The sequence below is a fragment of the uncultured Gimesia sp. genome, assembly GCF_937910335.1.
GTDB lineage: Bacteria > Planctomycetota > Planctomycetia > Planctomycetales > Planctomycetaceae > Gimesia.
Genome location: NZ_CALEMX010000589.1, coordinates 1 through 16,750, shown reverse-complemented (window position 1 = coordinate 16,750; position 16,750 = coordinate 1). Strand labels below are relative to the sequence as shown.

Sequence of the window (16,750 nt, the reverse complement as noted above, 5' to 3'; positions counted from 1 at the left end):
AGCTTGATCATTTGAATTGGTTTTATTAATTCAATGTGATTGGTTAGGAACAGGTATGGCGATATTCGGAACGGCTCTGCTTTCGATTTGTTTATTGACGGGGCTTTTATTGGGAAAGCTATTAGGGATCGTAATTGGCGTAGATGCCAACGTCGGTGGCGTGGGGATTGCCATGTTGATGCTGATTGTCGTGGCTGAAAAATTGCATCAGTCAGGCCATATGCCGCAACCATCACGAAACGGAATTCTGTTCTGGAGTTCAATCTATATTCCGATCGTCGTAGCCATGGCCGCCAGTCAAAATGTACGAGCCGCCATTACCGGTGGACCTGCCGCCATCATTGCAGGTACCCTCGTGGTTGCCATCAGCTTTGCATTGGTTCCGCTGATCAGTCGGCTTGGATCTTCAGACGACATTGACGCTTCGGTATCCGTTCAACAGAGTAAAACCGATGGTGGCGAACAATGATGGAAATCGGGGCATCATTGGAATCGGTCTTATCAAAATACTCACTGGTGACGGCATTTTCACTGATAGGAATCATGGTATGGGTTTCCTATCTCATTTCAAGTCGAATCACAAAGGGTCGCATACATGGCTCGGCGATTGCCATCCTCTTCGGACTTCTACTCGCTTATGCAGGCGGTGTTATTACAGGAGGCGAGAAGGGTATCGCGGATATCGCATGCCTTTCAGGAATTGGCCTGATGGGGGGAGCCATGTTGCGCGATTTGGCCATCGTGGCAACCGCATTTGGAGTGCGCCTGAATGAATTTACGAAAACCGGCTTGAGCGGCATTGTCGCTCTGTTGGCAGGAGTTCTCCTTTCATTCATTATTGGTGCACTGGTGGCCTACGCCTTCGGATATCGAGACGCTGTCAGCATGACAACCATTGGTGGGGGAGCCGCAACATATATTGTGGGGCCGGTAACAGGTACCGCTCTCGGGGCCTCAAGTGAAATCATTGCTTTAAGCGTGGCCGCTGGATTGGTCAAATCCATTCTAGTTATGATTATGACACCTTTTGTGGCAAAAAGCATCGGTCTCGACAACCCACGCTCCGCAATGATCTTCGGCGGACTGATGGGAACGACGAGCGGAGTCGCAGGAGGGCTGGCAGCCACGGATGAACGTCTAGTTCCCTATGGGGCCATGGCGGCTACTTTTTATACTGGACTGGGATGCCTGCTTGGGCCTTCTGTGATCTTTGTTGTAATGAAAATCATTGTTGGATAAGACACGGTGTTTAAAAAAAGTGGTAGCAGATAAAATAGATACACGGTGACGGGGAACAATAGATGAAACAATTACCAATCATAGATCGCGCCATTTCACATGGTGATTCTATTGCAGTTCAGAGTGATGACCAACGGTTGACCTATCACGATCTGCTTACTCGATCTGCCAATGCGGCTGCCAGCTTTCTCGATTCTCAAGACGATCTGAATGAGAAATGCGTCGCCTTTCTCGCACCCAACCTGATTGACTATCTCACGGTGCAATGGGGAATCTGGCGCGCAGGCGGTATTGCCGTTCCGTTAAGTCATTTCGCTACGGAAAAAGAGCTGGAGTATACTCTTGGTAATTCCGAAGCGGCATTCGTTGTCACGACTCGCGAGTACGAAGACCAGATGATCGCACTGTGTGATCTAATTAAATTGCGAATTATCGTTCTGGAGGATATCCAGAACGCATCAGAAAACCATTTACCGGAAATTGATCCTGCACGTCGCGCGATGATCCTGTATACCAGCGGGACGACCAGTCAACCCAAGGGAGTCGTCACATCTCATAACACGATTCAAGCACAGATTGAATCGCTCGTCGAAGCCTGGAAGTGGCAGTCCGATGATCGGATTCCGCTGTTTCTGCCGCTGTATCATATTCATGCTGTCATCAACATTGTTGCATGTGCATTGTGGACGGGGGCAGAGATTGAATCGTTTCCTCGCTTCAATCTGGATTCTATTTTCACGAGAGTCGCTGCCCGGGCTTTTACCGTTTTTATGGCAGTCCCTACGATTTACATCAAAATGATCCAGGCACTCGAATCAATGCCTGAGTCCGAACGTTTGAAAGTTCTGGATGGCTTCGCAAAAATGCGTCTCATGGTTTCCGGTTCTGCAGCTTTGCCTGCGCAGGTTTATGAACATTGGAAGAGATTGACGGGGCAAAGTTTGCTGGAACGATATGGGATGACGGAAATTGGAATGGCACTCTCCAATCCGTTTGAGGGTGAAAGACGTCCGGGTTATGTGGGACAACCGTTGCCTGGGGTTGAGGTAAGACTTTTATCAGAGAAGGGGGAAGAGATAACCGCAGAAAACGAGAGTGGCGAAATCCAGGTCCGCGGCCCCAATGTCTTTCTTGAGTACTGGAATCGGCCCGAAGCAACGCAGGCATCATTTCGGGATGGCTGGTTCTGTACCGGTGATGTAGCGGTACTGGAAGAAGGATATTATCGTATTATGGGTCGCAGTAGCGTTGATATCATTAAAAGTGGAGGCTACAAACTCTCAGCGCTCGAGATCGAATCAACAATTCTGGATCACCCGGATATCAGTGAATGCGTTATTGTCGGATTACCGGATGAGACCTGGGGGGAGGTGGTTGCCATTGCGACTGTAATGCAACCTGGAAAACAGCTTAGTCTCGAAGAACTTCAGGCGTGGTGTCAGGATTGTCTCTCTTCGTACAAGATTCCCAGACGCTTAATGAACCTCGAACAGTTGCCCCGTAATGCAATGGGCAAAGTGACAAAACCAGCGGTCCAAAAGCAGTTTCAAGAATAATGATTATCTATAGATATCAACGATCCAGCAGTTAAACCAATCAAAGGACGATATCATGCGACAGCAATTTTCCCGTTTATTTAGTCTGGTCTGCATTGTCGGCTGGGTCATCTTCTCACCCGGACTGCTTTCTTCTGCAGAGCCAATAGCCCCACTTCGCGCGCACGAACGCTGGATCTGGACGGAATTAATCGCCTTTGATAATCAGCAGTCTGACTTCGGCGTCAATCAGTATCTCAAGGCGACAGGTTTTACGCCGAAAGCAATCTGCTTGCTCATTGGTTCGCCCGACTTTGTACTTTCCCATGCAGGGATTGAGAAGGAAGTTGGTCTACCGAAAGAATATTGTTCGCGCGAAGGCCATGAGTTTAACCGAGAACGCAAGCGTCAGGACTGGACCAATCATCAACTACGCTCGCTAATTCATAATTTACAGAAGCGTGGCGTGCAGGTGTATCTCAGTTCGTTCTCAAAATACACCCGCGACAATGAGCATCGAGAGTGGATCAGTGATCATCTTGAAGTCCTGCATGTCTGGAAAAAGCATGGCAAAGTTTGGGCCTTGAATTGTCTTTCTCGATTGAATGACGGTTCATATTTCGAGGACTATTTCGCCAAACAAATGGTAAGGACGCTCTCAGATTACGGATTTGATGGCTGGCACGGTGCAGATGGATTCGGTCCGTTATCAGGTTCAATCCATAATACATCGTTTTCAGATGATATGATCGACCAGTTTGCAAAGACACCGGGCCTGAAGTTGCCTGAATTGGTTACTCAGAAATGTGGCCACGATGTTCCCAAACTAACCGCACGCGGAGACTGGATTCTAAAGCACAAACGAGGGGAATGGAGCGAATTCTATGCCCAGCGTTGGGCGCGGTTCTGGTCCACAATGGTCACAGCCTTACATGCCCAAAAAAAGAAAGCGGTGATTAATTCCGCATGGGGCAGAGCACCGTTTGAATCTTTATACCGTTATGGGATCGACTACCAACGCATCGCCGCCACTGGCGTGGATGGAATTATAGTTGAGACCGTCGCAGCGAGTCTGGCTATGGATCCGCGACTATCGAGTGTCGATCGGCACGATGACTTTCTCTCAATGCTCATGCTGATACGTGCCTGTGTACCGAAGACTCGTCTAATTTATCTTCAAACCGTACATGATGTCGTCGAACAATGGGATGCCATTCACCACCATCCGACAGTACTGGAACGCGAAATTTATGCGCTGCCGAATGTTTTTCACATACGCCCCGACGGAAAGCTGCAACCAAGTGGAGACGGTTTTCTCGTATGTCTCGGCGATGGCTTGAGCCGCGAGGAGTGGAACTGGTTGGAGGAACGTTGGGACCTTGCATTTTCTCTCCCTCCAAAACGTACAAACGGCGCCACCGTTGTCTGGTCAGACGCAGCGTATCGCGCACAAATGGCTGATTTTATCAAAACGCGCACTTGGGATACTCATCGACTCCTCTATCAGATCATGGGAGCTGGCGCCACGATTCAGTCAACCATTAATGTCAATTCATTAGAGAAGGCACAAGGTGCCATACTAGTGCCCAATCCACATCTTTTTCCAGCAGCAGAACTCGCTCAGATTATGAAATATCGTGGAGGCCCTGTCGTACTCGTCGGGCGAAAAGTTGAGACACTTTCCAAAGCAGATTTCGAGTTTCATGATGTTTATCCACCAGATGAATTGTGGTGTGGCGTGTATCACACAAAATCAGATGTATTAAAAGAGGCGGTGAAAAAAGGCATTATGAAAATGGTCAGGGATGAGGAAGAAATGCCACTTGGCGAATTGTCGACTATTACTGCCCCCAGGAGTTACTGGACCCACTTAACGTATCGCAAGGTATCCCGGAGTTTCGTGAAAGCCTGCGCAAACACGTTACAAAATGTATCTCAGGCAATCACAGTGACCTCAGTAGATAACGCGGTGGCGCTCATGCCTGTAGAGCAAGAAAACGGGCGTATTCGCATCGCGATCAAAAATCGTTCACACAATTATGTACGCCCCCAAATCGATGTTGGAAAGCCGGTTAAGTCGGTGAAAGTACTCACGAATTTCCCCAGTGTGGCAATTCACCCTGATGGATCTCAATTTAGTGTGCGCGTTCCGGGTCGCGGCATCATTGTTGTGGAAGTGGTGCTGCAGGAAAGAGTGAAAAAATAAAAATGCCAGGAATCAACTGTTGACCGGTTGTGCGAACTGGACAACACGAACTCGGAACTCGAAAGTCCAGTCGCCCCAAGGAGTACACCATGAAAGTCTTTTGTCGATTCCTGGCACCGATGCCTCTCTGATATTTCGATCGAATCAGTTTGTCTGAACTTTGTTCGTAGACTCCCGATTCTTTGGTTTTTCGGGATTCAGCTTGAGTTTAATAAGATAGAGGGCGGCTTTCTGTTCTTCCTCATTAATTTGACCGTCCTTGTTGGAATCAAGAGCTTGGAAAAGTCGTTGTAACTGCCTGGGCGTCTCAACTCGACTGACTGTCGTATCTTTGTTTTGATCTAACATTGTGAATATATCTGCAGTCAGACCGAGTCCTGTGATATTGGGACGGCCACTGAGAATTTTGGCACGATCAATCACAGCCATTTGTTCCTGTCGATTTACAACGCCGTCGTTGTTTTGATCGGCGCCTGTCATTCGAGGAAGTAATAGAGAGGGGACTTCATTCCGTGAGATCATGCCATCTCGGTTTTGATCCATCCGTGCCAACAACTGCGTCACCACTTCAACGCTATCAACGGTTTCGCTCTGATTCCCGCCACCTTGTCGCATCTGCCCGCCAGCACCTCCGCCCCCGCGTTGGCATTGTCCGCCACCTTGCTGGCCCCCCTGTTGACCACCACCCTGCTGACCCCCGCCACGTGGTCCACCACCTTGTTGACCGCCGCCACCTCGTCCGCCACCACGTTGAGCAAACGCATCACTGGCAAATATCATCAGTGCAAACAGTGTGAGAAAAAAACTAAATTTTCGCATTGGTAAAATCCCCCAAAATCGGACTACAATTGTAAAACCTGAAAAATACAGTAGGCCCGATACTGTAGTAGAATGCGGTTCAGAAAAGTCAGTAATTGTTTCTCTGAATGGTTCTGTTGGGTTGTAAGAAGATGTGAATGCAAAAAATAATAACGTAAAGCCGGTTCTGTATACCCTGAATGGATAATGTTTTATGAAAAAATTTACACAGAACGCTGGAGAGATAGTAACGTCTTTGACTAAAAACGCATTTCTCTCATTGATTGCTACCGAAGAAATGAAGAAAAAAGAGAATACAGAGAGAATGAACTCAGTTAAGATATCCTAGGCACTCGATTACAGGTAAGCAAGAAAAATAATTTCTCGACACACTGTATGAAATGATCAAAAAGACACAATGAAACAAACTAAACAAATTATACCTGGCATCACCATCACCTCTTCCGGGCAGGCAAACGTGTCTCCGGAACTGGCAGAGCCCTTATTTGATCTGGCACTGATGCTGGAAGAGCCAACCGGTCTGCCCGTCGATGTAGAACATGTTCTCGCAGCTATTGTATTGGCGGCGAATCAGGGCGAACTCAATTCAGACTTCGTACTTACAACAGGTGATCCGACATTAGTTAAGATTCTGGAACGACATGTGAACACAATTTTTGCAGACTACGATGGTCACGTAGGCAGGGATGATTAATCACTGATGTATTTTTTAAAAAAACCAGACAAGCAACAGATCAGTGAATTCATCGAGGCACAATCGAAACTGGAATTCACGTATCCCATGGTCGGTGCTACAGGAAAGGAAGAGCATCCCGCGGGATATGTTGTAGATCACAATCGGATTCATCTGGGGCAGGGTAAAGAGATATTCCAGCTTGCCAGGCAGGCGTTGTGTGAATGGCGACATTTTCAGTTCGACTGGATTGAACTACATCATTCAGATCTGATTCCGGAACCCGATCAAACTGTGGGTGTTTTGGCGCACGCCTTGGGACTATGGGTTCTCAATGCCTGTCGTGTGGTGTATGTCATCGAGGAAACAGAACCAGTTCAGCGATTTACCTTTGCCTATGGTACTCTGCCCGAACACGCCGAATCAGGCGAAGAACGATTTCAAGTGGAATGGCACGCAGAAGATAATTCCGTCTGGTACGATATCCTCGCCTACTCGCGCCCCAATCAACGACTGTCTAAACTTGCTTATCCCTATGTCCGCCGAAAACAGAAACAATTCGCTTTGGATTCCATGCAGGCCATGAAAAACAGTATGACGGATAGAGAATCAAAAGAATTACCTGAAAAGAGTAAAGATTGCGGAAACAAATAAAAGGTTCCTTGCGACTTGCTCATAGAGACCAATAGTATCCAATATGATAGTATAGGCACTAATTTAAATTCACTTCGATCAGGAAATACCTGGAACCATGAAACTCCTCTCGCATGTTATCGTAATACTCATCTTTCTATTGGTCCATAAAACAGTTGCCGCCGAACGGTTAGTTCTGGTGGGGGCTTCTTACGGAAAAAATATTCTTGCCATTTGTGACGTCCATGGAAAAGTGCTCTGGTCACATAAAACCGCAGGTCCAATGAAAGGACATGCAGGACACCACGACGTGCAACTTTTGCCCAACGGCAATATTCTTTTTCATGATAGTTGGACGAAACTCACAGAACTGACCTTGGACAAAAAAGTGGTCTGGACTTACGACTCGGCAACCAGGAATGGCAATGCGGGAAAACGCGTTGATGTCCACGCATTCGCCAGACTGCCCAATGGAAACACGATGATTGTCGAGAGCGGCGCAGGACGGATTATCGAAGTAGATCAAAATGGAAAACTCGTTTTTCAGTTCCCTCTAAAACCGGGAGGCACACAGTCGACGCGCCTGACAAGAATCACGCCGAACGGGACGTTTCTAGTTTGTTCGGAACAGCCGGGGGTTGTCATCGAATATAATCGTCAGGGAGAAATTATCTGGGATTATCTGATTAAAACACGTGTCTATGGTGCCATTCGCTTGAAAAATGGCAACACACTCATCGCCTCGGGTAGCGGCAACAGTGTGATCGAAGTCTCTCCCGAAAAAAAAGTAGTCTGGGAAATCAAAGGTAATGTGCCTCAAACAGAGATCGAATTAAAATGGACCACCTGCTTACAGGAACTCGATAACGGAAACCGTATGATTGGCAACTGTCATGCAGGACCCGATAATCCACAAATTTTCGAGATTGATCGAAACAAAAAAATCATCTGGGAATTCGACGAATTTGATCTGGTAGGTAACGGACTCGCCTGCTGGCAAATTCTCAATGACCGGCAATCCTCGCTGGTACGCAAGAAACTCTCACAGCAAAACCCTTGATTTGTTCGATCTATTTTTTCTTTGCCGGCGGCTTGACGATCACAGTGATCAAGTCTGACCAGACGGCAAACTTATTATCTTTTGGTTTGGCGATTGATTCTGTTGTTTTGGCAGTCGCATCGACTTGCGTTTTGGCTTTTTCAGCGCGGGCGAATTTATCGGTAGCCGCTTTTGCAGATTTAATTGCAGTATCATAATCCAATTGTGCTTTTTTCATGTTGGCATCAGATGTCGTATTGGAACCGGCTTGTGCAACATTCTGTTTTGCCAGATCAAGTAGACGCTTCGTTTTTTCGACTTCTGCATTGGTGCGATCCATGTCAACTTTGATTTGTGCAATCAGATTTTCAATTCGTTTCACCTCGGCGGCTGCATTAATGCTGGCAGGAACATTATAACGATATTGTGTCACGCCAACGCCTAACAGAGAGAACTGATATCGTCCCGGTTCTATCTTGAAATTTCCATTGGGCCTGAAATCAATGACCAGTTTCCCTTCGGTCTCTTTTTCAGCAATATTCACCGTCGGGGGGCTGCGCAACATGCCGAACAAACCGTGAGGCTCAACTGTCAAATTTCCTTTGCGCGTGCCGTTATCAACCACCTTAATGGGGATTTCCAGTTTTTGGTTGAGCTCAACCGTCCATTCTTTGTTTTCAACAGGTGACAGAATGACCGATGCTTTTTCATCTCCATTTACTGAAAGGGGAATGTGTGTGGTGAGACGGGAACGGACGCGTATTGCATCGGAAAAAACGTGACCCCAGATCAGCGACGCAAACTTCGCTTCTCGGACCATCGGTTTCTGATTGACCAGAGCTGTACCAATAATTTTGATTTCACCTGCCCAGCTCTTGGCCGAGGGGGCTGCAGATACAACAAGCATTCCATGATCGGTTTTTCCGCTCAGGGTCAAAGGTTGCGCTGATACCCCCGTTGGTAAATTCTCGGCGGTGATCACAATGTCCCCCGTAAATCCATCCTGACGCGGAGCAACAATCCGGATGCCCCATTTTGCCCCCTGTCTTAAAAGAGGTGTAACAGAGTAGCCTGTTCGACCAGATGGCAGGGTACGCTCTGTTGTAGCAATCAGTTGAAAATCAGGTTTTGGTTCTCGAATCGCCAAACGATAAATGTCAGCCGTTCCACCTCCACCAAATTGATTGAGAACAGTGACTTGATAATCACCAGTCTCTGATGCGATAAAAGAAAGGGCAGCATCATTCGTATTCAGATTAATCGCATCCTTGTTGTGTACGCTGAAAAAAGAAGGGAGATCATCATTCTCGGCTACTTTTTTCAGAGTGACTTCTCCCGACTTTGATCGAATGACCTGCTGAACTTCCAAAGCGGCATCCACCTGGGACTGCATTCGATCCGAAATGACATCGATACAATAGGTCTTTCCCTTTTCTGCTCGAAACTGAAAAACATCCTCGTCATTGGGTTCATCAAATCGACCCGCAATTTCAACCGGCACGGAAACTTTTTGTTGATTCAACTGAGCAGATTCGATCACGACCGGAGCCGTCGCAAAACCGATACTGACAGTGTTGGAATTCTTGAGTCGATAATCTGAACCATACAGCAGAGCCTGACGCGGAAATTCCGGCTGGAAACGGGCAGGGAGCATGGGGATATCAGGCAATGTGATTTCCACTTCCAGCGATTCCAGTTTCTTACCATTGCGAATGACAGACTTACCAAAACTGCCGCCAGGCAAATTCCGTCCGTAGATTGTGTAAGTCTTACGCGATCCCAGTTCGCCCGCCGGTGGGAAAACATAATCAATATGTGGTTTGTCGGAAATACTCAAACGATAAAAGTGCTCAGAACCTCCCCGGTAGAGAATATCAGAAATCGCCAGATAGAATTCACCATCTTGTTTTGGTTGGACTTCAATAAAAGGATCACGGCCATACCAGTCTCGATTGCGGTCAATTTCGCGGCCTTGAGAATCATAGACGACTATCTGACCATCTAAACGCGAATCAATTCGCTCTGCAAGAATTTCGAGTAATACGCGTTGGCCAGCTTTCGCTTTAAATTTGTACCAGTCGATTCCTCTAGATGGTACATCTCCGGTAATGACAGAATTCACATCCACAGACAGTGAGGTCTCTCTAGTAGCATGCGCCCCTGTTTCCTGTACTTCCCGGCTGTCGGAAGCTGCCACGACAAAGGGTCGCGCTGTAGACAGTCCAAAGGAAGAAACGGCGCGGGCTTCATAGATTCCCGGAGGTACATCGGGCGATACAGTGACATTGAATCTTGTATTTTGAATACGCGCTTGCGGAAACAGATCGTCGATGGGTAACAGGACAGGTTTGGCGATGATTCCCGGATGAGTAAATCGAAGTTCTGTTGTCTGATCAAGATTGGTACCGATGATCGTCATGTCAACAGTTTTGCCGGCGACAGCAGAAAACGGAGAAATCCGTCGTAGATCCGCCGTTGGCAACTGTGCCGAAACCGACTGTTGAAAACTCAGTACGGCTGACAGCATCAAAAAAGAAGCAGTGAAATAATTCATCGGTTTTGCGGTATTCATTTTCAATTCGTTCGTTGAATTTTAATGGTTGAATAAAAATTCTTTAGTATTGATCACAACCCAGATGATGTCTTCGTAAGCCTCGCGCTCCGCCTGATCTTTCGACAGTTTCTTGGGATCTGCCGCCGATAGTTTTCGTTTCTTGTCCAGATGTGCCAAAGCAATGGCAAGCTCGTTTTGTGTTGGCAAGCGAGACAGAGTATGCATGTAAAATTCCGTGATATGAGTCTGGTCATCTTTTGTTTTATCACGCGCCATCCTCACCGCACGGCCATCCGGAGCCGAGAGTAATTTGACCATCGTATCTGAGTTGATCAGATGCAGGCTTTGAGCAAGATCGGCGTTCGCCGTTCGCTCGCATTCACAGGCAGTGTCCATTTGAGGTCGCCCAAAGACACGTAAGAAAAAAGATTCCACATTAGACGAGTCATCGGGCAAAGCAACAGCACGCACACCCACTGGTTGATGGTTGAAATTGTTTTTTGCCCCAGAGGCGTCATTCATTGCATCAAGCATGGTTTCAGCAGCAAGACGACGTGGGTAATACCGCGCGTAGTTTTGGACATCATCTTTATTATCTTGATTGGGGAATGAACTAAGCTGATACGTGCGGCTATTGCATATCGTGCGACAGACCTCTTTCAAGTCATAGTTGGATTTGACAAACGACGCTGCCAGTTCATTTAACAGAGCCGGATGCGTCGCAGGATTCGTAACGCGGATATCATCTTCCGGTTCCACAAGTCCTATTCCGTAAAAGTGCTTCCAATATCGATTCACAAGCATTTTGGCAAAAAACGGATTCTCAGGCGAAGAGATCCAGTTGGCCAGATCAATTCTTGGATCTCTTTGAACGGGAATCTCCAAAGCGGCTCCATCAAGAGGCGTCGGTTTGAGTTCCTTATCTGTGTTAGGGTTCTTTGCGACAGCAGCAATTCGTTTATGGTAGACAATATCATCTTCCGGTAGCTTATAAACCTCTTTACGACCTATCGTCGTAAAGAATGCCTGGAACCCATAGAAATCATCCTGGCTCCACTTTTCATACGGATGGTGATGGCACTGCGCACATTGAATGCGAACCCCGAGAAAAACCTGTGCAATATCTGACATCTGGTCTTTGGGATCTTTCACAGCACGATACCAGGAAACTGCTGGATTAGTTCCCGGTTTACCCCGTGCCGTTACCAGCTCGGTGACAAATTGATTGAATGGTTTATTAGCCGAGATACTGGAACGAATCCAGGAATGAAATCCAAAGGTTTCCCGCGCAATCTGTTCCAGGTTACCACCAGCTTTATTTCGCAAGATACCGGCCCATTTCGAGGCAAATAAATCTGCGTATCCTGAACTGTTTAGCAAGTCATCAATTTTACGAGCGCGTTTGCCCGGATGTTTCTCCGATAAAAACGTCTGAGTCTCTTTCAGAGTCGGGAGCCTGCCAGTGATGTCTAGTGTTACACGCCGCAGAAATGTAGCATCATCAGAACCTTCAGAGGGAGGCAATCCCAGAACTTTCAGTTTTGCGAAAATGTGCTCATCAATAAAGTTATTTGGTTTCGGCAAGTTCGGTGTGGGTTTACCTAAAGGAATCGTTGCCATAAATACGGCAACATGCTCCTGGAATCGAACCATCACCGAAGTCGTACCAGTGAATTCTTTAAATTGAACGACGCCGTGCTCATTCACTTCAGACATCATCGGTTGGTTTGGTTTATACTCTGCCGTTCGGGTAATGTCCTGAGATGTGCCATCAGAGAAGAATGCCGTCACCACCAACTGTTGTGACGATTGCTGTGGGAGCACTCGATCTTCGGGAAAAATCACTATCCGTTCTACCTTCGGATCTTTCTCGGGATCATACTGCATACCTTCCTGGATCCAGCGTTTAATCAGATTGTATTCCGCGCCATTCTTTTTAAATCGGTTTCCCCCATTATGCGGAATTCCACCAGAAGATTTGAGGAGAATGAGACTCCTGTCTGGTGCTGCCGGAGAGACGCGTCTCCCTTGAGATTCTTTCGTAATAAATTCAAAATCATTACGCGGTTCAAAACCAAGCAGCGAAAGTCGGAAATTATTTTTCCCCGCTGGTGTACCATGGCAGGAACCGCTGTTACATCCAGCGCGAGTCAATATCGGGATCACATCATTATAGAAACTGACGGGGCGCTGTTTTTCGAATGAAGTCACATGGACGGGAAAGACCACAGAAGGCATTGATGTCATCTGTGCGGTAATCGTCGCCTTTCCATTAGCAAGCGGTATCACGAAACCCGTCTGGCTGACCTGAACAATCCCTTCAGGTTCCGCATGATATTGAACTTCACGCGTCACATCGCGGAGACGCCCCGTTTTTTCTTTGAGTGTCACCAGTAATTGTTGATGGGCGTCCGGATTATTTAAGACGATAGTTTTTGCCTGATTCGGAAGAAATCCCATAAGCTCTGCAGCATCCGAGATCACCGGATTCAGCGAAAGCAGGACTCCAAAACTGGAAACAAGCAATCTGAAAAAACGTTTTGATGTCATAGTGATTCACAATTCCTGGGAGATTCCGGGTTGATAAGAATGTCCTGAAACTCCACATCGCGGCGGGATAAAACACTTGATTTCGTGGTCAAATCCTGAAAACTGTCGAAATTGTCCCCGAAACGGCTCGCATCTATCGATTTTCTGGTTTCAATTCCAATTTTAATTTTAGAAGATGATAAAATAAATTGAACTTGTATTTCCATTCTAAACGATGCAATATACATTACAATACGTTGATACGTACTTGTACGAAAAGCCAGACGAATATTTTTTTCGATTGGATTGATTATAATGAGCGGAAAATCAAAAAAAGGTCGTTGTGCCGGCCCAATGAAGCGTCGCACGTTCCTCGAAGTAGGTGGATCAAGCCTATTGGGCCTGGGAATGAACGACTTTCTCCGTCAACAGGCTTTGGCGAAAGCAGCCGGAGATAGCCTGGAAGATACCTCCGTCATTTTCGTATGGCTTCCCGGCGGTCCGCCTCACATGGAAACCTACGATCTGAAGCCAAAAGCTCCGACCGAATATCGGGGTGAATACAGTCCGATCCATACAAATGTGCCAGGGCTCGATGTGGGTGAAATGCTCCTCAAGCACGCTAAGGTGGCTGATAAGTTTAACTTGATACGGTCCATTCATCATGAATTTGCCGATCATGGCGGCGGACATAAACGATTGATGACGGGCCGCGTACCAGCCACACCTGTGGGTACAGTCAACGATGCACCAGCAGTCAGCACCATTGTCAAAAAGATGCTACAGAAAAATGACAACGAAATGCCGGTTTGCGTAACCGAAGTCGATTCCTCTCGTGCCTCCATCGATACCTTTGCAATGGGCCCCGCCTATCTCGGACCATCGTCAACACCTTTCATGGTTTCCGGCGATCCCAGTGCTCCCGATTTCAAAGTACAAAATATCGGTGTCAAAGCCTCCATGGAAACTCGGCTGGAAGACCGGATTGCCATGTTAAAAGGCATTGATAAATTCCGTCGAGACGTCGATAAGAGCGGCTCCATGCAGGCTATGGACAGCTTTAATCGTCAGGCGATTGATATGCTGACAAGCGAAAAAGTCCGCAGTGCATTTGATCTTTCCAAAGAACCCAAAGAGATTCGTGATCGATACGGCTGGAATGCTTACGGCCAGCGTGCCATTCTGGGACGCAGGCTCGTTGAATCGGGCGTCCGGTTTGTCACGATGGTCTGGGAACATCCCTTCCCCGGAAAAGGGACACCGAAAACAGCCGCTTACAACTGGGATTCACATGCTGTCAACGCCCACCTCTTTAAAGATTGTGAATGGCGTTTGCCTCCCTATGATCAAGCCGTTTCAGCGCTGATTGAAGATCTGTATTCCCGCGGCCTGGACCGCAAAGTGTTGCTGGTCGTGACAGGTGAGTTCGGAAGGACTCCCAAAATTTCAGTTCAGCGCGGAACGCAAACCGGCGTCATGCAACCCGGTCGTGACCACTGGCCGAAAGCAATGTCGGTCCTGGTATCAGGTGGTGGAATGCGAACCGGTCAAGTCATCGGTGCCACAAATCCCAAAGGTGAATATCCGGTCGAAAGAAGATTGAGCCCCAATGATCTCTGGGCAACCGTCTACCGCCATCTGGGCATTGACCATGAGTTTGTCTTACGTGATCTCCAGGGACGCCCGGTACCAATTTTACCATCCGGAAAAGCCATCCGCGAACTGCTACCCACGCCAGCCTGATCAGGTTTGCATAGCCAGCTATTTCAGTTCCTGAAAGAGCTGGCTTTAGTGCTGCTGCAAGTATTTAAGTTGTTCTGTAAGGATTGTCTATTGGTGCAACTAAGCCACATTGTGTCTTTTATTTCGCAAGTGCTTTATCAATTTGCTCACTGATAATGAACTCCATAATTCGCATACTTTGCTGCATGGCTTCCGCTTCGGGAAGATTTTCCAGATTATCCACAGGAATCGATAGCTTTCTGGCAGCGTATTGATAGTAAGTTTCAAAGTAAAAATCTGACATATAATCTGTACTCATAACAAGGTGGCCATCACGACCGATCAGAAATGCACTAATACCTTGATCATCAAAGCCATTATATTTCTTAATTGTCAATCCCGCTTCAGCTTGCGTTCCTGAGTCGATCGCCGCCAAAGTTTTCCATTGTCGAAATTTCTGAAAGTCACGGATTTGATCAGGGGTTGTCCCAACAGGGTGAATGTCCAGAAACACAACACCTTTTGCATAATTTTTCTCATAAATTTGCTTCTTCCAGTTCAGCATTTGACGCAATTCATCCTGCATGTCTTCAGGTACATTTAATATTCCTTTTGTATCAAAGAACAGAACGACCACCACTTTCCCCCGAAAGTCGGAAAGCTTCCTCGATTTACCATCAGCCCAGCTTGCGACCTGAAACTGTGGCGCTAGATCTCCCTTTTTCAACTTCGGCATAAATTCCGGTGTAAGCGGAAGAGGCTGCGGTTCGCCGACATGATACTGTCTGCCATCAACGTCGTTTCGATAATAGGCGCCTTTGGGAAACTCAAGAGCGAGTGCAGCTGGCTCAATCACTTTATTCGGTGTGAATTTGGTGACCTCCCAGATTTTAGTTCGTCCTGGCACAGATGGCAGCAAGGGAAGAGGCTGGCCATCTAAATTTTCGACTCCGATTTCCTCGATCTGTTTTTCAATCGCAAGACTGTCTGAGGTATACTCCTGGAATTTGATGCGCACCGGATAATATCCGTCAACAACTTTTTTGACTTCCAGAACTTCTACATAATGACGACCCCCTTCAGTTGCTTTACCATCCGCGTCGATGTAGCTCCATTCTATTCTTAAAGGTAGGTAGCCTTGATCCGGATCAACCCAGGCACGAATACGAGAACGCAACCTTTTTAATTCTACTGGTGGCGTATAAATCTGATCCACTATAATCGTGGACCGTCCATTAAAGTCTTCTCTTCTGATGACCTGATAGTGACTGGGATCTTTTGACATAAAACTATCCAGGTTGTCCCAGTCAAATTTCTCTTTCCAATTCAATTTTCTCAACCCCAGCGGTGCAAGCGTTTCGAAGGAATACACCTTGTTGAGATCATCACCAATCCAGCCTTGGCCATCAGTATAACTGGAATTAACACCAAACCAAACTCTGCAAGATGGGGCATTGTTTACTGACCAGGACGCCATATTAACGGAACCATAGTGTGTTTTCAAATTCTCAGGAGGTGAGACGGGCCCTTGATTTAACACCGCCGCTGTGTCAGTTTTCCTGGTAGAACCACGGCGATGAAATGACGTGCCATCAGTCCAAAAGTAACTTGGCTTATTAACCCACCCGGCAAGCCGTGAATTGATGGCATCTGGCGTCAGTTGTCCCTCGAGTCGTTTCTTTTTATCGATTGAATTCATCATCACCATTCGATAATAATCATCGTTAGGGATTTGACCCATGGCTTCTTTTATCCCGCATTTCCCAGATGACTTCCCTCGCTTTGGCACGTAATTTGCGCC

The 16,750-nt window shown here is 47.1% G+C and carries 11 protein-coding genes and 1 pseudogene; 8 read left to right on the top strand and 4 right to left on the bottom strand.

Annotated elements, in window-relative coordinates; translation table 11 throughout:
* The first annotated feature begins 55 nt into the window (after nt 1–55).
* The 4 genes from madL to Q0668_RS24000 all read left to right on the top strand — a co-directional run bounded on the left by madL (nt 56) and on the right by Q0668_RS24000 (nt 4,980).
* Nucleotides 56–469, top strand: coding sequence for a malonate transporter subunit MadL (gene madL / locus Q0668_RS24015; protein WP_298869086.1), 414 nt, complete (start codon nt 56–58; stop codon nt 467–469).
* Nucleotides 466–1,239 (top strand): malonate transporter subunit MadM, encoded by a 774-nt coding sequence (gene madM, locus Q0668_RS24010; RefSeq protein WP_298869085.1) that lies wholly within the window; start codon nt 466–468, stop codon nt 1,237–1,239. The genes madL and madM overlap by 4 nt, the downstream gene beginning before the upstream one ends.
* 62 nt (nt 1,240–1,301) lie before the next feature.
* Nucleotides 1,302–2,795 (top strand): acyl-CoA synthetase, encoded by a 1,494-nt coding sequence (locus tag Q0668_RS24005; RefSeq protein ID WP_298869084.1) that lies wholly within the window; start codon nt 1,302–1,304, stop codon nt 2,793–2,795.
* Between the two features lie 55 nt (nt 2,796–2,850).
* Nucleotides 2,851–4,980, top strand: coding sequence for a hypothetical protein (locus Q0668_RS24000; protein WP_298869083.1), 2,130 nt, complete (start codon nt 2,851–2,853; stop codon nt 4,978–4,980).
* A gap of 144 nt (nt 4,981–5,124) precedes the next feature.
* On the opposite strand, the gene Q0668_RS23995 is transcribed toward Q0668_RS24000, so the two are convergent.
* Entirely contained in the window at nt 5,125–5,799 is a 675-nt protein-coding gene (locus Q0668_RS23995; protein WP_298869082.1) for a hypothetical protein, read from the bottom strand.
* A gap of 397 nt (nt 5,800–6,196) precedes the next feature.
* Between Q0668_RS23995 and Q0668_RS23990 the strand changes: the two genes are divergently transcribed.
* The 3 genes from Q0668_RS23990 (at nt 6,197) to Q0668_RS23980 (ending at nt 8,165) form a co-directional block, all read left to right on the top strand.
* A complete protein-coding gene (locus Q0668_RS23990; RefSeq protein WP_298869081.1) occupies nt 6,197–6,493 on the top strand; it encodes a hypothetical protein in 297 nt (98 codons plus the stop codon).
* Between the two features lie 6 nt (nt 6,494–6,499).
* Nucleotides 6,500–7,126 (top strand): DUF1990 family protein, encoded by a 627-nt coding sequence (locus Q0668_RS23985; RefSeq protein WP_298869080.1) that lies wholly within the window; start codon nt 6,500–6,502, stop codon nt 7,124–7,126.
* 97 nt (nt 7,127–7,223) lie between these two features.
* Nucleotides 7,224–8,165, top strand: a complete 942-nt coding sequence (locus Q0668_RS23980; protein WP_298869079.1) for a PQQ-binding-like beta-propeller repeat protein — start codon at nt 7,224–7,226, stop codon at nt 8,163–8,165.
* Between the two features lie 10 nt (nt 8,166–8,175).
* Here the strand turns inward: Q0668_RS23980 and Q0668_RS23975 are convergent, their stop codons facing one another.
* Both Q0668_RS23975 and Q0668_RS23970 read right to left on the bottom strand, forming a co-directional pair.
* Entirely contained in the window at nt 8,176–10,716 is a 2,541-nt protein-coding gene (locus tag Q0668_RS23975; RefSeq protein ID WP_298869078.1) for a hypothetical protein, read from the bottom strand.
* 21 nt (nt 10,717–10,737) lie between these two features.
* Entirely contained in the window at nt 10,738–13,248 is a 2,511-nt protein-coding gene (locus tag Q0668_RS23970; RefSeq protein WP_298869077.1) for a DUF1549 and DUF1553 domain-containing protein, read from the bottom strand.
* A 294-nt stretch (nt 13,249–13,542) separates the two neighbouring features.
* On the opposite strand from Q0668_RS23970, the gene Q0668_RS23965 reads away from it, so the two are divergent.
* Entirely contained in the window at nt 13,543–14,970 is a 1,428-nt protein-coding gene (locus Q0668_RS23965) for a DUF1501 domain-containing protein (RefSeq protein ID WP_298869076.1), read from the top strand.
* 118 nt (nt 14,971–15,088) lie between these two features.
* On the opposite strand, the pseudogene Q0668_RS23960 reads toward Q0668_RS23965, so the two are convergent.
* Nucleotides 15,089–16,750, bottom strand: a pseudogene (locus Q0668_RS23960) (peptidase M56); the annotation flags it as partial.